The following is a 19,965-nucleotide window of genomic DNA, read 5'->3' on the forward strand; positions in this document are numbered from 1 at the left end:
AATGCATATGTCGGATGTTTTATTGTTGAATAAAAAGATAAAGTATCTATAATTACGTTATATTTTGTAATGATTAGCTAGAAAAGCTTTTGCTCTGCATTGAGTTTTTAATATTTAAAGAGGATATTATGGGATCGAAAACGCCTATCAGAAATATAGTCATGACAGCAATTTGTGCAGCCGTATTTGACCGCTTGCGGAGGCGGTGGTGGAGGTAGTGGCGCAAGTGGGACATCTTTAAATACAGAGTTGCTTGCAAATGCTCGGGAAGTACGTCAAGTGATGGATCAAATTGAGGCTTTACCGAGTGCTGAGGATCTAACTGTAGAGCATACGGAAGCATTGAAAGCCGTATTAAATAACTATACAAATCTTAGTAATGCTCAAAAGAGCCTGGTTCCTAAGGCCAGTAGAGACAAATTGTTAGAATTGCTTAAAGCGGCGGAATCATTAGCTCAAAATAATAATGTAGGCGGTAATACTGCCGATACTAATTTGGATAGCATTGAAGATAATAATAGTTTGCCAGCTTTGAATTTACCTGTACCGTTGCATACTCACTTTATTAAATCGGAAAGTGCCCAGCAACATAACCCTCATATGCAGTTGAGAAAAGTGGATGGCAAGCCTGCATTGGTTGATACGCAAATTGGTTTAATTCGTAGTTTGATATTGGATTTGGATGAGACGGGCCGTAAAAATAAAAATGAGCTAGTTATTGTTGATGGCGTGGTTTTTTTCACTGATAAACAACATCAACAATTAACATACTCTACGCCCAATGTTGGTATTATTAAGAGTTCCTCAGTTGGTTCTTCTGATTATAATGGGGATATAAGCTTAAAAGCTGAAGTAGATACTTTATTAAATAATCTTAATTACATTAAGAAAGATCACAATGGTTTGATGTTTGATAAAGCTGTTGATGGTGTTTATGTATTAAAATTCGCAAACGGTGTGAGTATGGTTATTCATGATCCAGCGGCTGCAGGTTGGACATACCAAACATTTACGCACTATATTGATGCGAAAAACGGCATTACTCATGGTTATCAGAGCTTAGGTGATGAAACAGGTACGGGAGCTATGCCTACCAGTGGTACTGCTACCTACAAAGGTATTTCAACGGCGTACTTAGTTAATAAAGAAGGCAATCACCAACTGACTTCTAAGGTAACCGCTGTAGCGGACTTTGCGAAAAAAGGTATTCGCTTTGCAACCAGCGATTCCCAAATTCATAAGGCTCAAAACGGTATACGTGTTTCCACACCTGCAGATAAATATAACTTAACGGGAACTGCCAAATGGGGAAATAATGAAAACTCATTTAAAGGTACGGTCAATACAGCTGACAATACTTTGAGCGGTACATTGAATGGTAAGTTTTACGGAGGTGCTTCTGTTGCGGAGATCGGCGGTACTTACGGTCTGAGCGGTAAGGAGCAGCAGCTGATCGGCGGCTATGGTGCCAAGCGTCAATAATAATGGTTGATTTAGAAAACCGCTTGATTTCAAGCGGTTTTTCTTGTTTTCGTGTGTTTTTATCTTTAAGGGGGGATATCATTTTTGAATAAGTCAATATTCAAATCGGTATTGTTTTTAGGGCTGACTTATATTGTTAGTAGCGGAGTTGTAATAGCGGAGACTATTCCGAAGGCAAATAATGTGGGGCTTCCCCAGAATACGCCTGAACTCAAACTGAATATACCTGAGCCTCAACTAGGCAAGTATCGCCATGTGGAGGCTGTTACAAAAGATATGCCAGTAATTGAAGTGAATGAGGCAGATTTAGTGAATAATCCTGCTTTACTGGAGCGAGCTATGCAATCTGCCGTTGCATCCGGAAACTTTCCTGGGATTAAGGTGTTATTGCCTGTTTACCGTATGTGGCCGCAGCATAATGAAGGTTTGGCAAAATTTGCCCAAGCCGTATTGGCTCAGTCTGAGGGTAGGGTAAATGAAGCAGTAGGGCTATATCGTGAATTGGTTGCAGCAGAACCTGACGCTCCTATGTTGCGCTTCAGAATGGCACAGGCCTTATTTGAAGATCAGCAAAATGAGGCCGCGGCGGATCAATTTGATCGTTTGCAGGCGGAAAGCCTGCCTGAAGTTGTGCGTGAAGGCATTGAACATTATCGGCAAGCGTTGCGTGAGCGTGATGCTTGGCAGACATATGCCGGTATCAGTGTGATACGTGAAAGTAATATAAATCAGGCTCCGCAACAGCAATATTTAGGTAAATATTTGGAGCAGAATCAATGCGCGGATGCCAAAGCAGAGGATCCGAATGATGATTGTTATCGTGGGTGGCGTTTTGATCAGCCTATTGATGCATTGGCTTTAAGTTATCAGGCGGGTGCAGATAAAAAGTTTTCTTTAAGTAACGGTTACTATTTTAAATTTACTGCAGATTTATCCGGTAAGGATTATCCTTCTTATAGCCGTTATAATGATTTGACAATGCGTATCGGTGCGGGAATAGGCTGGGCAGATAGCCGTAACGATCTGGGTGTGATACCTTTTCATGAGCGGCGTATGTATGGAAATGATGCTTATAGTTACACCAATGGGATCAGAAGCTATTGGAATCATTGGTTGTTATCAAATCTTCAGCTAGCCACGGTAGGAGAGATGAGTCGTTTGAAAAACCAACAACGGGAAAGATCCGATAGTAAGTCACATCTGATAGGAATATCTTGGATGTATTATCCGTCTGCTAAACAATATTGGCTATTAGGCGGAGATCATTATCAGGAGCGTAATCCGGAAGATAAAAGTGATAGTTTTAACCGCTATGGGGTACGAGCCGGTTTAGGATATGAGTGGGCTTCAGGGTTGTCTGGGCGTGCTCAAGTGGGGTATGCAAAACGCCGCTATCAAGCACCAAGTTTCTTTAGTGAAAATGATAGGCGACAAGATTCTGAGTTGGCGGCTTCTATTTCGATATGGCATCGGGCAGTTTACTTTAGAGGTATTACTCCGAGATTGACATTTTCTCATCAGCGCAATAACAGCAACGATCCTTTTTATACTTATCAAAAGAATCGTTTATTTGTTGAATTCAATAAGACTTTTTAGTAGCCGCGCATCATGTCGATATGCGGTATAATCAACCGTTCGTATCCTTTTTGCTTCACGGTTGTTTCAACTGTGGAGATTCAGACGGCCTGAGGAGATTATGTCAACGGAAAATTCTAATTCCCCCGATTTCAGCCGCCGCGCCAAGCTTCGGCAAAACAGCATTTATCTGTTACCAAATGCTTTTACGATAGCGGCGTTGTTTTCGGCATTTTTCGCCATTACCCAAGCTATGCACGGTCATTATGAAACGGCAGCAGTTGCAGTGTTTATCGCCATGCTGCTTGACGGGATGGATGGCCGTGTGGCACGTTGGACCAATAGTCAAAGTGCGTTTGGTGAGCAGCTTGACAGCTTGGCCGATATGGTGAGTTTCGGATTGGCTCCGGCGTTGATTGCTTATAAATGGCAACTTTGGCAGTTTGGTAAAATCGGTTATTCGGTTGCGTTTATTTATTGCGCATGTGCAGCTTTGCGTCTGGCATTATTTAATACGCTGATTGGTAAGGTGGACAAGCGTTGGTTTATTGGTATTCCCAGCCCGACTGCCGCGGCATTGGTGGTGGGGTTGATATGGGTTAACCATAGTTATGAAAGTTTGCCCGGCGTTAAGTGGTTCTGTTTATTGATTACATTGTTTGCCGGTTTGTCGATGGTGGTGCAGATTCCGTTTTGGAGTTTCAAAGAAATCAATGTACGCCGGAAAGTTCCCTTTGTAGCGATGATTTTGGCCATGTTGTTGCTGTTGGTAGTGGCAATGGAGCCTTCTTTGGTGCTGTTTCTGTTTTTCTTGGGCTATAGTTTGTCGGGCTATGCGATGTTCGGCTACAAATGGTGGAAGCAGCGCCAATAAGTGCAAGGCTGGCAGCCGGTGGAAATGGTTTTAACCGGCTGTTTTTTGGGTTTTGTACGGGATTTGTAGGGCCGCTTCATTTTGATGGAGCGGCTTTTTTCAGACGGCCTGAGTGGTTGTCTGTTAAGTTGCGGTGAGGAGCCGCCTGAAAATATATGTGGACCATTGAAATTATTTTAGCCATGTTGGCCGTAGGTGCTTTCGCAGGTTTTATTGCAGGCTTGCTGGGTATCGGCGGAGGTATGATTATTGTGCCGGTGGTGTTGTGGGTGTTGCAGCTTCAAGGATTGCAGGGGTTATCGCATGCCCAGCATATTGCCGTTGGTACTTCTTTTGCTGTGATGGTGTTTACGACTTTCTCCAGTGTGTTGGCACAAAACCGTAAAGGGGCAGTAGATTGGCATATTGTGCGTAATATGGCTCCGGGCATGGTGGCGGGGGTGGTATTGGGTGCGATATTAGCTCAGTTTATTTCTAACCGTGCGTTACAAATCTTTTTTGTTGTATTTACCGTAGTGATTGCTTTGCGTACGCTGGCCAATGTAAAACCTAAACCCAGTCGGCATTTGCCTGAGCGTATGGGATTGAGCGGCGTAGGGGCGCTCTTTGGCTTAATATCCAGCTGGGTAGGGATTGGCGGCGGTTCGTTGTCGGTGCCCTTCATGTTGTACTGTAATGTGCCCGTACATCGTGCCGTGGGCACTTCTGCTGGTTTGGCTTGGCCGATTGCCGTAGCCGGTGCATTGGGGTATTTGATTTCCGGATGGGGTGTAGCGGGATTGCCGGCCGGCAGTTTGGGATTTTGGTATTTGCCTGCAGTAGTAGTTTTAAGTGTGGCCACGGTATTGTTTGCTCCTTTGGGTGTGAAGGTGTCGCATAAGCTGCCGTCTGAAAAGTTGAAATTGGCTTTTGGTCTATTACTTTTGGTTATTGCTGCGCAAATGCTTTGGAAAATGTGGGGCTGAGTAAAGGAAAGGTATTTACATCGTGCCGCCTTAATTAGGCGGCTTTTTATTGGATGAGTTGGTTTTTAAATACGTTATGACGTCTTGAAAAAGAGAGTATTGGAGCCATGTTTAATTGTACATTAAGTGATTTATAAGGAAATTTGTAATGTTGAAAACCACCACGCCCACTATTGAAGGCCGCGAGATTGCCGAATATTTGGATATTGTTGTCGGAGAAGCTATTTTAGGCAGCAATATTTTCAAAGATATTTTGGGGTCTATTAGAGATGTTGTCGGTGGCCGCTCCGGTGCTTATGAACGTGAAATGCGTAATGCGCGTGAAACTGCTTTTGCGGAGATGGAGGAGTATGCCCGTAAGCTGGGTGCGGATGCCGTGGTCGGAGTGGATATTGATTATGAAGTTATCGGCCAAAGTGGTTCGATGATGATGATGGTGAGCGTGAGTGGCACGGCAGTGAAGCTCAAGTAAAATACTAAGCCGATTGTGATTGTGTAGGAAGTGAAAAGGCCGTCTGAATATTTTTTCAGACGGCCTTTTTTCTATGGTGTTTTTATTTGCTTAGAACCATTGGAAAACAAAGAAAATAAAAGTGTGCAAAATGAATATGGGTACCAGAATGCCGAAGGACCAAACCATATAGCCAAAAAAGCTCGGCATTTTGACTTTGCGCTGTTCGGCAATTGATTTCACCATAAAGTTCGGTGCGTTACCGATATAGCTTAGAGCCCCCATAAATACCGAACCCATAGAAATAGCCAGTAATGAATGGAACAGCGGGCCGGTCATTAGTGACTGGGCATCTCCACCTGCCATATTGAAAAACACCAAATAAGTAGGAGCATTGTCCAAGAAAGCTGAAAGTAGGCCGCTCATCCAGAAATACATGGTGTTGACGGGGTTGCCGTCTGCATCGTGTACCATTGAAATCAAGCCGCGGAACGCACCGGCCTCGCCGGCTTTAAGGATTGCCAATACAGGGGCGATGGTGATGAAAATACCAAGGAAGAGTTTACCTACTTCTAAAATAGGATCCCAGTTGAACTCATTGCCCGCGCGAACTTGCTTGGGCGTAATTGCTAAGGAAATACCGGCGAGAGCAAGTAAAATCAGGTCGCGTACTAGGTTTTGCAATTGGTAGGTGCTGCCGAGAATTTCAAAACCGGGATGGTCGGGCTTCCACAAGCCTGACATCAGTACCGAACCAACTACGCCCAAAAGCAGTAGGAAATTCCATTTGCCGAAGATTTTCAACGGGCTGTCGGGAGTCGGATCCGTATCGCTGACTTCATCTTCTTTTTTATACAGATAGCTGTCTAGCAAGTAGAACACAACCAGCAAAATGGCAGCGCTGATAAATACGGGAGGGAGCATGTGTTGCACCGTCCACATAAAGTCTACGCCTTTTAAAAAGCCTAAAAACAGAGGTGGGTCACCCAGAGGAGTGAGGCCACCGCCGATATTGGCAACTAAGAAAATGAAGAAAACCACCACGTGTACACGGTGTTTGCGGTTATCGTTGGCTTTCAGTAACGGACGGATTAAGAGCATGGCAGCTCCTGTAGTGCCCATTAATGATGCCAAAACGGTTCCGATAGCCAAAATAGTAGTGTTGGTTTTAGGACTGCCGTGTAAATTACCCCAAACCAAAATACCGCCCGATATGGTATAGAGTGCCAATAAAAGCAGGATAAAAGGAATATATTCTTCGATCAATGCATGTGCAATGGTATGCACGGCGGCACCGAAGCCATAAAAAATAATAAGCGGAATCAAAAAGAGTATGGTCCAAAAGGCCGTCACTTTACCAAAATGATGATGCCAAAAGTGTGGCGCCAATAATGGAAATAAGGCGATTGAAAGCAAAATGAGGGCAAAGGGCAGACCCCAAATCAGGCTTAGGCTGGCGCCGTCAAAAGAGGCGGCTTGTGCAAACAGCGGCATGAGCAGCATGGGGATAAGAGCGTTGTGAAGGCGCATCGGCTATCCTTTTCCGTTAAGGGTAATCGAAATTGATGTGTTAACCTCTGTAAAAGTTAACTTGTTGATTTTAATTTATCCCGGAAATTGTAAAGGGAAAGGCCGCATTATACTGCACTTGCCCGTTTTTGCCGACAATTTTGCAGTTTTATTTAATTGGTTGGCTAAAAAAACTTATAAAAATAAATTGGATAGCTGATTTGGTGCTTTTGAAAGGATAGGGACTGACTAAGCGTCCGGTAATCGCCACATCCAAAAAGCTACCGAAATGCAAACCATTGTAGCGATTGCTATCCACCATTGCATAGGAAATCGTACCCATAGCAGCAAACATGAAAAAGCCATCATGCTGAAGGCCAAATATTTGGCTTTTTTAGGAATGGCCCGACGGGTTTCCCAATTTTTAATGATAGGGCCGAAGTAACGATGTCTGCTTAGCCAATGATGAAAGTGAGGGGAAGACTTCGCCCAACAGCCGGCAGCAAGGAGAACAAAAGGAGTAGTGGGTAGTATGGGTAGAAAAATTCCGATAATGCCCAGAGTCAGGGCAATTATGCCGCAGCCCGCAAATAGCCAGCGTATCATGTGGTTTCCGTTTGTTTGGAATGTAACGGACAAGTGGGAATCTCAAGTTTACGCCATCCTTCATGCCCCATATTTTCTAAAAGGGCGATATTGCGTTCGAAAATATCCGCAGCATTGGGAAAAGCTTCGGTTGCCTTAGCAATGCTGTCTTCGCGAATAAGATGAAGGGTAGGATAGGGCGAACGGTTGGTATAGTTGCTGATATCGTCGGGAGAAGTCCCTTCGAATTGGAAGCGGGGATGAAACGGTGCGATCTGTATGATGCCTTCGAGTCCGTTATCGGTAATGGCTGCATCGGCCAAATCCAGCATATCATTAAAAATCAAAAAGTCGGCAAATAGAGTTGGGTGTACCAGTAAGGTAGTTTCGGTTTCTTCAGCTGGAGTTTCTGCGAGAAATTGTAATTCACGGTCAAGATCTTCTAAAAAACCGTCTAAATGCTTGGCGTGGCTTACGCTGATGCGGATACGGCCTTTGGCATGGGGTGCTTTGGCAAATGGGCAGAGATTTAATCCGATTACGGCTTTTTCAAGCCAAACTAAGGTATGTCGGATTATGGTTTGGTCGTCGGCATTCATCGGTATCTTAATGTGTTTGAAGTGCTTGAATATGGGCTGGTTATTTTAACAAAGCTAGGATTTATTACCAAATGATTGCGTGAGCTGTAGCAATCAAAAAAGGAATGCTATTAAAGGTGGGAAAAGACGTTAAAAGTTAATGTATGTATTTTATAGAGAATCTGGAGGCCGTCTGAAAATAAAATGATCTAGCGGTTGTCATGATTTATAAGGAATAAGAAAACACGACGGTTCACGCCGTCGTGTTATACATGGTAAGAATAAGGCTTTAATCTTGTTGGTTTAAGTGCCCCAAGGGCAGAGCAGTTGTATTTTTGATTTCTTTTAAGACAAAGCTGGACTTTGCGTCTTGCACACCCGGGTGTGATAAGAGTGTTTCTAATACGAAATGAGAGAATGCGTTCATATCTGTGAAAAACGCATGTAAGAGATAATCGGTTTCTCCGGTTAGGGCAAAGCAGCTTAGTACCTCGGGCCATGTTTGTATAGCAGAGGCAAATTGGTCGCGTGACTCACTGGCTTTATCAATAGACACGCGGATAAAAGCCTGTAAGCCGAGTTGTACGGCAACCGGAGAAAGCAGGGCAGCATATTGACGGATAATACCCGCATCTTCCAATTGTTTCAGACGGCGTAGGCAGGGGGAGGGAGAGAGTGCCACACGTTCAGAGAGTTCGACATTAGTCAGACGACCGTTTTCCTGTAAGACTTGGAGGATCTTGAGATCGGTTTTATCTAAAGTGATTTGTGCCATTTTCGATTCCTTATTTCTTCTTCTATTTTGGCATACATGCCAGTATGTATGTGTCCTTAAATATATTCTAATTTAATTTAACATACAATAGTTTAAAAAAATTAATTTTTTAAAATAATGTATGATTAAGGTAGTGTTATCCGGCGGCATGTTGTGATTTTGAGTAATAACGGTTTAAAAGTAATTTTTGTAAAATTATTTTGTAAAGTTTTGGAAATCAGGCCTTGCGGCGTTGCCAAAATACAGCCATAATCCGAAAGCATATGCAGGAGAGTGTACGTCTGAGAGCGTACCACCGAAGGCGCAGACACCCTTAAATCGCTCAGGTAAAAGGACTGCATATTGTCAACAAAAATCTGGAGAGTGGCGCGGCTGCGCCCACCGAAGGGGAGAAAGCCGTTTTCGCGGCTGAAAATCTCAGGTATCAGGACAGATAGGGGCGCGTGTAATCAAACGCAGCGGCCTGCTATGCTGTTTTCATTCTTTCAGTTACGGAATTTTCTAATTAAGGGCAAATTAAAGGCAGCAATGGATCCGATGTGTGCCGCTTTTGCTTCTAATCCGAATTGTGTTCCGGCAATTGTGGAATGACCGAAAATATGGAGAAACTTGAGATGACTACCCTGAAAACCACCCCTTTTTACTCTGCCCACCAAGAGGCTGGCGGTAAGCTGGTTGATTTTGCCGGCTGGCAGCTGCCTGTAAACTATGGTTCCCAAATTGTCGAACATGAAGCCGTGCGCACAGATGCCGGTATGTTCGATGTTTCCCATATGCTGGTTTCCGATATTCGTGGTGAGCAAGCCAAAGCGTGGCTGCAAAAACTGCTCGCTAATGATGTGGCTAAACTGGGTTTTGTCGGAAAAGCCCTGTATTCGGCCATGCTGAATGAAAGCGGCGGTGTGATGGATGATTTGATTGTGTACCGCGCTAACGAAGCCGAAACTGCCTACCGTATCGTATCCAATGCCGCAACCCGAGAAAAAGACTTGGCACAATTTGCCAAAGTGGGCGAGGAATTCGGTATCGAAATCACTCCACGTTACGATTTGGCCATGCTGGCCGTGCAAGGTCCTAAAGCCATTGAAAAACTGCTGACAGTTAAACCAGAATGGTCAGATACCGTTAACAACCTCAAAGTATTCCAAGGTGCTGATTTGGGTAACGATTGGTTTGTCGCCCGCACCGGTTATACGGGAGAAGACGGCGTGGAAGTGATTTTGCCCGGCAGCGAAGCCCCTGCATTTTTCAATGCCTTGCGCGAAGCAGGCGTACAGCCTTGCGGTTTGGGTGCGCGCGATACATTGCGTATGGAGGCGGGTATGAATCTCTACGGCCACGACATGGACGACGACACCAGCCCGCTACAAGCAGGTATGGGTTGGACGGTTGACCTGAAGGACGAAACCCGCGATTTCATCGGTAAATCCGCATTGGTGGCTTTGAAAGAAAAAGGCGTGGATGTAAAACAAGTTGGCCTGCTGCTGGAAAAAGGCGGCGTATTGCGCGAAGGTATGGAAGTCGTTACCGAGTTTGGCAAAGGGATTACCACCAGCGGTGTATTCTCGCCCAGTCTGAAACAATCTATCGCCATTGCCCGCGTGCCGAAAGATACGGGCGACACCGCCAAAGTAATTTTGCGAGGCAAAGAAGTGGATGTGCGCGTTTTGAAACTGCCGTTCGTGCGTAACGGGCAGAAGCAGTTTGATTAAGCCGACATCCGTTTGAAATATTATTGACCTGATAAAGCCGTATTCTCTAGGTAAAGCAGCTTTATCTCAACCCTTTTAAAGAAAACAATGGAGAACACACCATGAGCAATATCCCAGCAGAATTGAAATATGTATCTAGCCACGAATGGTTGCGTGCGGAAGCCGACGGTTCGGTAACTGTGGGCATTACTCATCACGCACAGGAGTTGTTGGGCGATATCGTATTTGTAGAACTGCCCGAAGTGGGTGCCAATTTGGCAGCCGAAGACCAAGCCGGTGTGGTGGAGTCGGTGAAAGCCGCATCTGATGTTTATGCGCCGATTGCCGGTGAAGTTGTTGCAGTCAATCAAGAGTTGGTAGACAGCCCCGAAACGGCCAACAGCGATCCTTACGGCGCGGGCTGGTTCTTCAAAATCAAACCGGCCGATGCTACAGCTTTAGACGGCCTGTTGACTGCCGAACAATATGCGGCTGAGATTGGCTAAGTATTGAAAAAGCCGTCTGAAAACGATAACCGGTTTTCAGACGGCTTTTTATTTTTAGGGCTGTTATCTTTATAAAAACGGTACTGGGCTGCCAACCAGACGGACAGAGTGCTTTCACGCTATTGCTGGCAGTGCGGTTTTTGTATAGGTTTCAGAATCTGATATGAAGGCGGGGCGGAATTATACCGTGAGCCGTTTGGAATGAAGGCAGTTAAGATGAAAACTATCGGTATTATCGGCGGCATGAGCCCTGAAAGTACGGTATTGTATTATCAAATCATCAACCGTGAAATTAATCGTCTTTTGGGCGGCAATCACAATGCTGAAATCGTGATGCACAGTGTTGATTTCGAGCGTATTGCCGCTATGCAGCGCAGCGGTGATTGGGTCGGAGCCGGGCAGGCGTTGGCTGACAGTGCGCGCAAATTACAAAATATTGGTGCCGATGTGCTGTTGTTGGCTACCAATACCATGCACAAAGTGGCTGATGATATTCAGGCGGCGGTTGATATTCCGTTGTTGCACCTGATTGATGCTACTGCCAGTGCGCTAAAAGCCGAAAATATGCGAACTGTCGGTCTGCTGGGTACGCGCTTTACCATGAGTGACGGTTTTTATAGTCGGCGGATGCAGAGTTTGGGTATTGAAACTTTGGTGCCGTCTGAAACCCAACAAGGTGAAATCCACCGTATTATTTTTGAAGAATTGTGCCGTAACCGCATTTTGCCCGAAGCTAAAGCTTATTATGTGGAAGCGATAGAGGCTCTGAAGGCTCAAGGCGCACAGGCTGTCATATTGGGATGTACGGAAATCGGCTTACTGATACAGCCCGAGGACAGCCCGCTTCCGGTGTTCGACAGCGCTGAGATTCATGCCCGGGCAGCCGTGGATTTTGCTTTGCAGAATTAAGCCTATAAGAGTGATTGTGCGGCGAAGGCAATAGCCAAACCGTAAAAAAGGTGGGAAATGAGTTATTGCGATTATGCCAATGCCTTGCCGGCGGATACCGATAATCCGAACAAGCATTATCATGACCATGCCTATGGTTTTCCGATTGAGGATGACAATGAGTTGTTTGAACGGTTGGTGTTGGAAATTAATCAAGCAGGCTTGAGTTGGACTTTGATCCTGAAAAAACAGGTGGCTTTTCAGACGGCTTATTCGGGCTTTGATATTGCAGCCGTAGCGGCTTACGGCGAGACGGATCGTGAGCGTCTCTTGGCCGATGCGGGTATTGTGCGTAACCGTTTGAAAGTGGATGCGGCTATTTACAATGCGCGCCAGATTTTGTTGCTGCAACAGCAATACGGCTCTTTCAAGCAATGGCTGGATGCTCATCATCCACGAAGTAAAGAAGCTTGGGTGAAACTGTTTAAAAAGCAATTTAAATTTGTGGGCGGCGAGATTGTGAATGAATTTTTAATGAGTACAGGCTATCTACCCGGGGCACATGAGCCCGGTTGTCCGGTTTATGAAAAAACCTTGGCGGCGAAACCGAAATGGTCGGAAGCCAAACTTGAAGCCTAGGTAATGCGGGCCGTCTGAAACATATAACTGTTAACGAAGAAACACTATGTCTTTACCCAAGCAAGACGATAATCCGAAATTACTGCTGATGCTCGCCATCGCATTAATCGGCGTGTTTGCTTTTTTACAAGTATATTCGATCCAGGCAATTTTGCCCGTTTTGGTGCGTGATTTACATGCCAGTGAAGTACAGGCAGGATTGGCAGTAGGGGCGACGGTGTTGGGTGTGGCTTTAATGTCGCCCTTTATGGGTATGCTTTCCGATGCGCTCGGGCGCAAGGTATTTATTGTCGGTTCGTTACTGTTTTTAGCGGTACCGACAGCTTTGCTGGCAGGAGTCCGGTCAATAGAGGCTATGATGGCTTACCGCTTTTTGCAGGGATTGGCGGTTCCAGGCATAACCGTGGTGCTGATTGCCTATGTGGGTGAAGAGTTCGGCGGTAGGGTGATGGCCAGGTTGATGTCGCTATATGTGTCGGGTACGGTATTGGGTGGTTTTTCAGGGCGTTTTATGCTCGGTCATTTAAACGAATGGATAGGTTGGCGGCCGGCCTTTTACGTGATGGCGGCGTTAAGCTTGGTTAGTGCGTTTTTTGTTTGGATGCAATTACCGCCTTCGCAACGCTTTGTACCGAAACCGAATATTCAGATGGCCTTACAAACGTTGGCAGGGCATTTGCATAACCGCTACGTGATAACGTCCTGTACTTTGGGTGCTTGCGTACTGTTTTCGCTGGTAGGCTGTTTTACTTATATCAACCTTTATTTGGCTGACGAACCCTATGCGCTTAACAGTGGTCAGTTGGCCAATCTGTTTGCCGTGTATTTGATCGGTATGGTGATTACGCCGCTTTCTGCCAAGCTGATCAACCGCTTTGGCAGCGCACGCACCGTAATGATGGCGGTGGGGCTGTCGGTATTGGGCGTGGCGGCGACTTTGTTGCCGCCGCTGCCGGCCGTAATTGTTGCATTGGCTTTGATGTCGTCGGGGGTATTTATTACCCAAGCGGCAACCATCAGTTACATTGCTGCTAATGTAACCGAAGGACGCTCGCTGGCCTCGGGGCTTTACTACATGGCTTATTACAGCGGCGGTACCGTGGGTGCATGGCTATGCGGTTTGGCTTACCGCTACAGCGGTTGGCATGGTGTGGTGGCAGCTTTGTTTACCGTGCAGGTATTAGCGCTATTGATTGCGGGCAAAGGCATGGTGAGAACCATGATGGCAAAGCAGCACAGTTAACATGGTAATGAATAAATGCCGTCTGAAAGTTTCAGACGGCTTATACTGCAGTATTGTGAAACAACAGAGGAAAAACAAATGAATTTCAAAGATTTATTCAACTCAACAGAATTTATCGGCCGCCATATCAGCCTGAAGGATCAGCCGGCACTACTGGCGGCTTTGGGTGAGCAGAATATGGCTTCATTTATTGACAATACTGTACCCGAGAGTATCCGTATGCCGTCCGAACTTGACTTGCCCGAGGCGGTCAGCGAGGCAGACGCTTTGTCAAAATTAAAGGCCATTGCATCTAAAAATAAAATCAATAAAAGTTATATCGGTTTAGGCTATTATCCGACCCGACTGCCGAATGTGATTTTACGCAATGTGTTGGAAAATCCCGGCTGGTACACCGCCTATACTCCGTATCAAGCAGAAATCGCCCAAGGGCGTTTGGAAGCATTATTGAATTTCCAACAAGTATGTATCGATTTAACCGGCCATGAAATGGCGGGTGCATCATTGCTGGACGAAGCTACTGCTGCCGCTGAGGCAATGGCGATGGCCAAGCGTGTGGGCAAATCAAAATCCAACCGCTTTTTTGTAGACGAGCGTGTGTATCCGCAAACTTTGGACGTGATGCAAACCCGCGCCGGCTATTTTGGTTTTGAATTGGTGGTGGGCAGCTTGGATAGTGCTGCCGAAGGCGATTATTTCGGTGCTTTGTTCCAGTATGTCGGTAAAGACGGTGATGTGGCCGATTTATCCGGTGTGATTGCCGATTTGAAACAAAAAGGCACGGTAGTGGCAGTGGCTGCCGATGTAATGAGTTTGGTTTTGCTGAAGTCGCCTGCCTCTTTAGGAGCGGATATCGCCTTGGGCAATACCCAGCGTTTCGGTGTACCCATGGGCTTCGGCGGTCCGCACGCGGCTTATTTTACATTTAAAGACGCCGACAAACGTTCCGCGCCCGGCCGTATTATTGGCGTATCGGTAGATGCTTCGGGCAAGCCCGCCCTGCGTATGGCGTTGCAAACCCGTGAGCAGCATATCCGTCGTGAAAAAGCCAATTCCAATATCTGTACTTCTCAAGTATTGCTGGCTAATTTGGCCGGTATGTATGCCGTTTATCACGGCCCGGAAGGTTTGAAGCGTATCGCCACCCGTATCCATGCTATGGCCAATGCCTTTGCGGCTGCGGTTTCCGGCAACCTGCAAGTTGTTCACCAAAGTTTCTTTGACACCGTGTTGGTTGAATGTGGCGGCAAGGCTGACGAAATTTACCAAAATGCTTTAAAAGCAGGCTTTAACCTGCGCCGTGTTGGTGACAGCCGGTTGGCAGTTGCTTTCCATGAAGAGTCTTGTGCGGGTGATTTTGCTGTGTTAACCGAGCTGTTTACCGGTAAAGCCGCTACTTTGCCTCAAGAGGTTACTGTCGGTTTGGCTCAAAACTTATTGCGTGAAGATAAGATCCTGCAGCATCCGGTATTCAACAGCTACCATACCGAACATGAAATGCTGCGTTACCTGAAAAAACTGGAAGAACGCGATTTGGCCATGAACCGCAGTATGATTTCTCTTGGTTCATGTACCATGAAATTGAATGCAACCGCAGAAATGCTGCCGATTACTTGGCCGGAATTCTCACATTTGCATCCGTTTGCCCCGAAAGATCAGGCTGAAGGCTATTTGGAAATGATCGAGGGTTTGCAAAACCAATTGAAGGCGATTACCGGTTTCGACGCTATTGCGATTCAGCCCAATTCAGGTGCGCAAGGCGAGTATACGGGTTTGCTGGCGATTCGCCGCTATCATGCCGACCGTGGAGAGGAGGGGCGTGATGTGTGTTTGATTCCGCGCTCCGCCCACGGTACCAACCCGGCCACTGCACAAATGCTGGGTATGAAGGTTGTTGTGGTCAATACGGATGAAGCGGGCAATGTGGATGTTGCAGATTTGCAAGCCAAGGCCGAGCAGTATAAAGATACGTTAGGCGCGCTGATGATTACTTATCCGTCTACCCACGGTGTGTACGAAGAGGGTATCCGCGATATTTGTCGTATCATTCATGAAAACGGCGGGCAGGTATATATGGATGGTGCGAATATGAATGCGCAAGTCGGCATTATGCAGCCGGCGGAAGTGGGGGCAGACGTGTTGCACATGAATCTGCATAAAACCTTCTGTATTCCGCACGGCGGTGGCGGCCCCGGTATGGGCCCTATCGGTTTGAAAGCACACTTGGCGCCTTTTGCTCCGAGCCATAGTGTCGCACCGGTTCCGGGTGCGACCGAAGGCATGGGTGCGGTTTCTGCCGCTCCGTTCGGTTCGGCCAGCATTTTGCCGATTACGTGGATGTATATCACCATGATGGGTAAGTACGGATTGCGTTTAGCAACCGAGTCGGCTCTTTTGAATGCCAACTATGTCGCCCATGAATTAAGCAGCGATTACCCCGTACTCTACACGGGTAAAAACGGACGGGTAGCGCATGAGTGCATCATCGATTTGCGTCCTTTGAAAGCAGAAAGCGGCATTACCGAAGTTGATATCGCCAAACGCTTGATGGATTACGGTTTCCATGCGCCGACCATGTCATTCCCTGTGCCGGGTACATTGATGATCGAACCGACCGAGTCGGAAAGCAAAGCCGAACTTGACCGCTTTATTGCCGCTATGAAGCAGATTAAGGCCGAGGCGTTGAAAGTACAAAACGGCGAGTGGCCGAAGGATGACAACCCTCTGGTTAATGCGCCGCATACCGCTTTCAATGTTACCGGCGAATGGAACCGCGCATATAGCCGTGACGAAGCCGTTTTCCCGTTATCTTATGTGCGTGAAAACAAATTCTGGCCGAGTGTGAACCGCGTGGACGATGTGTATGGTGACCGTAATTTGGTTTGTTCTTGCCCGAGTATTGAGAATTACGAAGATTAATTCTTGAGTGCTGAATAAAAGGCCGTCTGAAATATTTTCAGACGGCCTTTTTTAAACTTTTAAATAAATGTGTGTTCGGAATTGAGATAAAACATTTTATTGTAATTTTATCTTATTTTGGTTGGTCTAGCTTCATTACAAAATGATGTGCGCTGATTTCAAAACCATTTTCAAAATATAGACGGTGTGCGGAAGCGCGCTCCGTACCTACATTAGAATCGATATGGATTTGCGGAATACCTTCCGATTCGGCAATTTTGCGCACGGCTTCGAGCAGGCGAGCGGCGTAGCCTTTGCCGCGGCTTTGGGGTACGGTAACCACATCGTCGATATGAATATGTCGGCCGCTCACTAAATTGATTTCTTCTCGGAAACCGCAAACCGCTACGGCATTGGTTTTGCCTTCTTCAAAAACACCCAACAGGCGGTAACCTTGATTCCGTTGCAGATTATTGACTTGTTCTACAAAACGGTTGACATCGGTGAGCATTGGGCGCAACACGCTTAATGCGGCAAATGCCACGGCGGTTTCATTCGCACCAATTTCTCGCAAAGTACTGGATACGTCTCCAACTTCTTCTTTGGCGGGCATTGCTTCGGCGGCTTGCTTTTCCTGAATGGCCTTAGCCAAAGACAGCTCTGCTTCTGCTGAGGCTTGTTGGTCCCGCTCTGCCATCAGAGCTTGGCAATCCATAACCCGCAAGTCATTATCGGCTGCGAAGTCCATCAAAAAGCGGAACATGGCCGGATTGATTTCTTCCAATTTTTTATCCACTGCTACGCAGCGGACTTTATCAACCAAAATCGGGCGCACCCATTGGTGATATGACAGCCGGTTGCCTTTGTCGAATGAAGACAAAATACCGCACAAGCGTTCGGCCCAATCACTGGGGCGGAACGTTTTGCCCTTACTGGTGGTGCCGTGAATCACAATTTCATACGGATTGCAGACTAACATAGCAGGTTCTCTGATAAAGGAAATGAGAATAGTGTGCCAAAGCGCACAAGGCTGAAATGTTGATTATACCTGAGTGCCGCCTTACTCCAAAATATTGTATGAATATGTATTTGACTATGTTGTTTTCCAACATTGTGATACTGCAAACATTTTAAAAATAGAAAATAAATTTTGAAATTTTTATTTACTATAATGAAAAATCATAATGTTATTTTCCATTTGTTCGTCTGTTCAAAAGAATATTCATTCAAAAAAATATAAAAACAGACAGATAAATTTATATTTTTGCTTGATGAAATTATTTAACAAAAGGCGTGGGTGAAATTTAACGCATAATCCTGCTAAATAGTTTTTTAATGATGAAAATTGTCAACAATACTCTTGCGAAAAAATAACTTTGGCAGTAATGTTCGAGGCATGGATTTTCGTAAAAATTGTCAACATTTTTAAAAGGAGAGGGCAATGAAAAAAATTACTGCGATGATCAAGCCGTTTAAACTTGATGATGTGCGCGAGGCCTTGAGTGATATAGGAATTCAGGGGATGACGGTGAGTGAGGTGAAAGGTTTTGGCCGCCAGAAAGGCCATACCGAAGTTTATCGTGGTGCAGAATATGCAGTCGATTTTTTACCTAAAATCCAGCTTGATATCGTGTTGCCTGATGAGCAGGTGGAACGGGCGGTAGAGGCGATTATTGAAACGGCGCGCACAGGAAAAGTAGGTGACGGTAAGATTTTTGTAACACCGGTAGAGCAGGTGATACGCATCCGAACGGGAGAAACGGGCGAAGTTGCTGTGTAATTAAATTTCATTTTATTGTGTGGGCGTTAGGCGGTTGTTAAAAGGAAAATATCATGAGAATAATTCGACAAATCCCGGTAGTGGCTTTCTCTCTGCTGCCGGCAGCGGCAATGGCGCAGAATACGGCAGATTGGTGGAAGCCTTTTTCTGCCATTAATTCAGGTGATACCGCCTGGATTATGACTTCCTCCGCTTTGGTGTTATTTATGACATTACCGGGCTTGGCTTTGTTTTACGGTGGTATGGTGCGTAAGAAAAATCTGCTTTCCACTATGATGCACAGTTTTTCAATTGCGGCTTTGGTAAGCGTGTTGTGGATGGTGGCGGGTTATTCGTTGGCATTTACACCCGGCAATGCTTTTATCGGCGGTTTCGAACGGTTGTTTTTAAACGGTATGAGTGTGGATATACACAAAGAAATGCTGACGGTATCGCCTAATGCGGGAACCATACCGGAAACCGTATTTATGTTTTTTCAGATGACGTTTGCTATTATTTCAACCGCCATCATTACGGGTGCATTTGCCGAGCGTATGAAGTATTCGGCCATGATGCTTTTTTCAGGTTTATGGATGATGCTGGTGTATGTGCCGACGGCTCACTGGGTATGGGGCGGTGGTTTTATGGGTGAGGGCGGGGTACTTGACTACGCGGGCGGTACGGTAGTGCATATCAACGCCGGTATTGCAGGTTTGGTTGCCGCCGTGGTTTTGGGTAAACGTGTCGGTTACGGTAAAGAAGCCATGCCTCCGCATAATATGGCTTTAACTCTTACCGGTGCGGCCATGTTGTGGGTAGGCTGGTTTGGTTTTAACGCTGGTTCTGCAGTGGCTGCCAATGCTTCGGCGGGAATGGCGATGGCGGTTACCCAAATCGCTGCCGCATTTGCAGCATTGGCTTGGCTGGTATGTGAAAAAATTGCCGGTAACCGTCCATCAGCTTTGGGATTGGCATCAGGTGCTGTAGCCGGCTTGGTGGGCATTACCCCGGCCGCCGGTTTTGTTGATCCGCAAGGAGCTATGTGGATTGGTATATTGACCGCAATTGCCTGTTATTTTTCATCAGTTGTATTGAAACACAAATTGGGCTATGACGATTCGCTTGATGCTTTTGGCATTCATGGTTTCGGTGGCTTAGTGGGTGCCGTATTAACAGGTATATTTTTTAGTAACCAAATTTTTGGCGGAGACACGACCATAGGCAGCCAGTTGTTTATCCAAGTAAAAGATGCGCTGACTACCGTTATATACAGCGGCGTGATGAGCTTGATCATTTTGAAGGCAGTCGGTTTGGTATGCGGAGGACTGCGTGTCGAGCGAGATGTTGAGCGTGAAGGGTTGGATTTGAATGTACACGGCGAGCGTGTCGAATAAATAACATTAATTAATAGTGCTGATTTTTGGGTTTGTTTGAAGAAGAGGCCGTCTGAAAAATTTCAGACGGCCTCTGATATCATACGGAACAATTAGTCTATAAATAGGTAGTATTTGCATATAGGTTTATCAGCGTTATACTCTTTTATGAAA

General features: G+C 45.9%; 18 protein-coding genes and 1 riboswitch. Of the genes, 13 read left to right on the top strand and 5 right to left on the bottom strand.

The window, feature by feature from the left end:
* Nucleotides 1-174 precede the first annotated feature (174 nt).
* From ACEPPX_RS03515 to ACEPPX_RS03535, 5 genes are all read left to right on the top strand, one after another.
* Nucleotides 175-1,482: a transferrin-binding protein-like solute binding protein gene (locus tag ACEPPX_RS03515; RefSeq protein WP_416622958.1), complete on the top strand. Its 1,308-nt coding sequence runs from the start codon at nucleotides 175-177 to the stop codon at nucleotides 1,480-1,482.
* An 84-nt stretch (nucleotides 1,483-1,566) separates the two neighbouring features.
* A complete protein-coding gene (locus tag ACEPPX_RS03520; protein ID WP_416622959.1) occupies nucleotides 1,567-3,078 on the top strand; it encodes a surface lipoprotein assembly modifier in 1,512 nt (503 codons plus the stop codon).
* A gap of 100 nt (nucleotides 3,079-3,178) precedes the next feature.
* A complete protein-coding gene (gene pssA, locus ACEPPX_RS03525) occupies nucleotides 3,179-3,931 on the top strand; it encodes a CDP-diacylglycerol--serine O-phosphatidyltransferase (RefSeq protein WP_416622960.1) in 753 nt (250 codons plus the stop codon).
* Nucleotides 3,932-4,086: 155 nt separating this feature from the next.
* Entirely contained in the window at nucleotides 4,087-4,896 is an 810-nt protein-coding gene (locus tag ACEPPX_RS03530) for a sulfite exporter TauE/SafE family protein (protein WP_047761404.1), read from the top strand.
* A gap of 148 nt (nucleotides 4,897-5,044) precedes the next feature.
* Nucleotides 5,045-5,368 (top strand): heavy metal-binding domain-containing protein, encoded by a 324-nt coding sequence (locus tag ACEPPX_RS03535; RefSeq protein WP_047761403.1) that lies wholly within the window; start codon nucleotides 5,045-5,047, stop codon nucleotides 5,366-5,368.
* Between the two features lie 90 nt (nucleotides 5,369-5,458).
* Here the strand turns inward: ACEPPX_RS03535 and ACEPPX_RS03540 are convergent, their stop codons facing one another.
* From ACEPPX_RS03540 to ACEPPX_RS03555, 4 genes are all read right to left on the bottom strand, one after another.
* Nucleotides 5,459-6,877, bottom strand: a complete 1,419-nt coding sequence (locus tag ACEPPX_RS03540) for a sodium:proton antiporter (protein WP_416622961.1) — start codon at nucleotides 6,875-6,877, stop codon at nucleotides 5,459-5,461.
* A gap of 228 nt (nucleotides 6,878-7,105) precedes the next feature.
* Nucleotides 7,106-7,462, bottom strand: a complete 357-nt coding sequence (locus ACEPPX_RS03545; protein ID WP_047761401.1) for a YbaN family protein — start codon at nucleotides 7,460-7,462, stop codon at nucleotides 7,106-7,108.
* Nucleotides 7,459-8,040: a DUF1415 domain-containing protein gene (locus ACEPPX_RS03550; RefSeq protein WP_416622962.1), complete on the bottom strand. Its 582-nt coding sequence runs from the start codon at nucleotides 8,038-8,040 to the stop codon at nucleotides 7,459-7,461. The genes ACEPPX_RS03545 and ACEPPX_RS03550 overlap by 4 nt, the downstream gene beginning before the upstream one ends.
* A 268-nt stretch (nucleotides 8,041-8,308) precedes the next feature.
* Nucleotides 8,309-8,794, bottom strand: a complete 486-nt coding sequence (locus tag ACEPPX_RS03555) for an Lrp/AsnC family transcriptional regulator (RefSeq protein WP_047761399.1) — start codon at nucleotides 8,792-8,794, stop codon at nucleotides 8,309-8,311.
* A gap of 256 nt (nucleotides 8,795-9,050) precedes the next feature.
* Nucleotides 9,051-9,142: riboswitch (glycine riboswitch) on the top strand.
* 266 nt (nucleotides 9,143-9,408) lie between these two features.
* Between ACEPPX_RS03555 and gcvT the strand changes: the two genes are divergently transcribed.
* The 6 genes from gcvT (at nucleotide 9,409) to gcvP (ending at nucleotide 16,680) form a co-directional block, all read left to right on the top strand.
* The gene (gene gcvT / locus ACEPPX_RS03560; protein WP_416623013.1) at nucleotides 9,409-10,506 is read left to right on the top strand and encodes a glycine cleavage system aminomethyltransferase GcvT; all 1,098 of its coding nucleotides are present in this window, start codon (nucleotides 9,409-9,411) and stop codon (nucleotides 10,504-10,506) included.
* A 101-nt stretch (nucleotides 10,507-10,607) separates the two neighbouring features.
* Nucleotides 10,608-10,991 (top strand): glycine cleavage system protein GcvH, encoded by a 384-nt coding sequence (gene gcvH / locus ACEPPX_RS03565; protein ID WP_047761396.1) that lies wholly within the window; start codon nucleotides 10,608-10,610, stop codon nucleotides 10,989-10,991.
* Nucleotides 10,992-11,207: 216 nt separating this feature from the next.
* Nucleotides 11,208-11,900: an aspartate/glutamate racemase family protein gene (locus ACEPPX_RS03570; protein ID WP_416622963.1), complete on the top strand. Its 693-nt coding sequence runs from the start codon at nucleotides 11,208-11,210 to the stop codon at nucleotides 11,898-11,900.
* A 57-nt stretch (nucleotides 11,901-11,957) separates the two neighbouring features.
* Entirely contained in the window at nucleotides 11,958-12,518 is a 561-nt protein-coding gene (locus ACEPPX_RS03575) for a DNA-3-methyladenine glycosylase I (RefSeq protein WP_416622964.1), read from the top strand.
* Between the two features lie 46 nt (nucleotides 12,519-12,564).
* Entirely contained in the window at nucleotides 12,565-13,761 is a 1,197-nt protein-coding gene (locus ACEPPX_RS03580; RefSeq protein WP_416622965.1) for an MFS transporter, read from the top strand.
* Between the two features lie 78 nt (nucleotides 13,762-13,839).
* Nucleotides 13,840-16,680: an aminomethyl-transferring glycine dehydrogenase gene (gene gcvP, locus ACEPPX_RS03585; RefSeq protein WP_416622966.1), complete on the top strand. Its 2,841-nt coding sequence runs from the start codon at nucleotides 13,840-13,842 to the stop codon at nucleotides 16,678-16,680.
* A 112-nt stretch (nucleotides 16,681-16,792) separates the two neighbouring features.
* Here the strand turns inward: gcvP and ACEPPX_RS03590 are convergent, their stop codons facing one another.
* On the bottom strand, nucleotides 16,793-17,638 hold the full coding sequence (locus tag ACEPPX_RS03590) for a GNAT family N-acetyltransferase (RefSeq protein ID WP_416622967.1): 846 nt from the start codon (nucleotides 17,636-17,638) through the stop codon (nucleotides 16,793-16,795).
* A gap of 462 nt (nucleotides 17,639-18,100) precedes the next feature.
* On the opposite strand from ACEPPX_RS03590, the gene ACEPPX_RS03595 reads away from it, so the two are divergent.
* On the top strand, nucleotides 18,101-18,439 hold the full coding sequence (locus ACEPPX_RS03595; protein WP_047761390.1) for a P-II family nitrogen regulator: 339 nt from the start codon (nucleotides 18,101-18,103) through the stop codon (nucleotides 18,437-18,439).
* 53 nt (nucleotides 18,440-18,492) lie between these two features.
* The gene (locus tag ACEPPX_RS03600; RefSeq protein WP_416622968.1) at nucleotides 18,493-19,812 is read left to right on the top strand and encodes an ammonium transporter; all 1,320 of its coding nucleotides are present in this window, start codon (nucleotides 18,493-18,495) and stop codon (nucleotides 19,810-19,812) included.
* The last annotated feature ends 153 nt before the right edge of the window (nucleotides 19,813-19,965 follow it).

The sequence above is a fragment of the Neisseria sp. S1 genome (assembly GCF_048060015.1).
GTDB classification, from domain to species: Bacteria; Pseudomonadota; Gammaproteobacteria; order Burkholderiales; family Neisseriaceae; genus Neisseria; species Neisseria arctica.

What these genes read in the sequence shown, in the direction of transcription:
- pssA (WP_416622960.1), top strand. Translation starts at nt 3,179, where the DNA reads ATGTCAACGGAAAATTCTAATTCCCCCGATTTCAGCCGCCGCGCCAAG.
- ACEPPX_RS03530 (WP_047761404.1), top strand. Translation starts at nt 4,087, where the DNA reads ATGTGGACCATTGAAATTATTTTAGCCATGTTGGCCGTAGGTGCTTTC.
- ACEPPX_RS03535 (WP_047761403.1), top strand. Translation starts at nt 5,045, where the DNA reads ATGTTGAAAACCACCACGCCCACTATTGAAGGCCGCGAGATTGCCGAA.
- ACEPPX_RS03540 (WP_416622961.1), bottom strand. Translation starts at nt 6,877, where the DNA reads ATGCGCCTTCACAACGCTCTTATCCCCATGCTGCTCATGCCGCTGTTT.
- ACEPPX_RS03545 (WP_047761401.1), bottom strand. Translation starts at nt 7,462, where the DNA reads ATGATACGCTGGCTATTTGCGGGCTGCGGCATAATTGCCCTGACTCTG.
- ACEPPX_RS03550 (WP_416622962.1), bottom strand. Translation starts at nt 8,040, where the DNA reads ATGAATGCCGACGACCAAACCATAATCCGACATACCTTAGTTTGGCTT.
- ACEPPX_RS03555 (WP_047761399.1), bottom strand. Translation starts at nt 8,794, where the DNA reads ATGGCACAAATCACTTTAGATAAAACCGATCTCAAGATCCTCCAAGTC.
- gcvT (WP_416623013.1), top strand. Translation starts at nt 9,409, where the DNA reads ATGACTACCCTGAAAACCACCCCTTTTTACTCTGCCCACCAAGAGGCT.
- gcvH (WP_047761396.1), top strand. Translation starts at nt 10,608, where the DNA reads ATGAGCAATATCCCAGCAGAATTGAAATATGTATCTAGCCACGAATGG.
- ACEPPX_RS03570 (WP_416622963.1), top strand. Translation starts at nt 11,208, where the DNA reads ATGAAAACTATCGGTATTATCGGCGGCATGAGCCCTGAAAGTACGGTA.
- ACEPPX_RS03575 (WP_416622964.1), top strand. Translation starts at nt 11,958, where the DNA reads ATGAGTTATTGCGATTATGCCAATGCCTTGCCGGCGGATACCGATAAT.
- ACEPPX_RS03580 (WP_416622965.1), top strand. Translation starts at nt 12,565, where the DNA reads ATGTCTTTACCCAAGCAAGACGATAATCCGAAATTACTGCTGATGCTC.
- gcvP (WP_416622966.1), top strand. Translation starts at nt 13,840, where the DNA reads ATGAATTTCAAAGATTTATTCAACTCAACAGAATTTATCGGCCGCCAT.
- ACEPPX_RS03590 (WP_416622967.1), bottom strand. Translation starts at nt 17,638, where the DNA reads ATGTTAGTCTGCAATCCGTATGAAATTGTGATTCACGGCACCACCAGT.
- ACEPPX_RS03595 (WP_047761390.1), top strand. Translation starts at nt 18,101, where the DNA reads ATGAAAAAAATTACTGCGATGATCAAGCCGTTTAAACTTGATGATGTG.
- ACEPPX_RS03600 (WP_416622968.1), top strand. Translation starts at nt 18,493, where the DNA reads ATGAGAATAATTCGACAAATCCCGGTAGTGGCTTTCTCTCTGCTGCCG.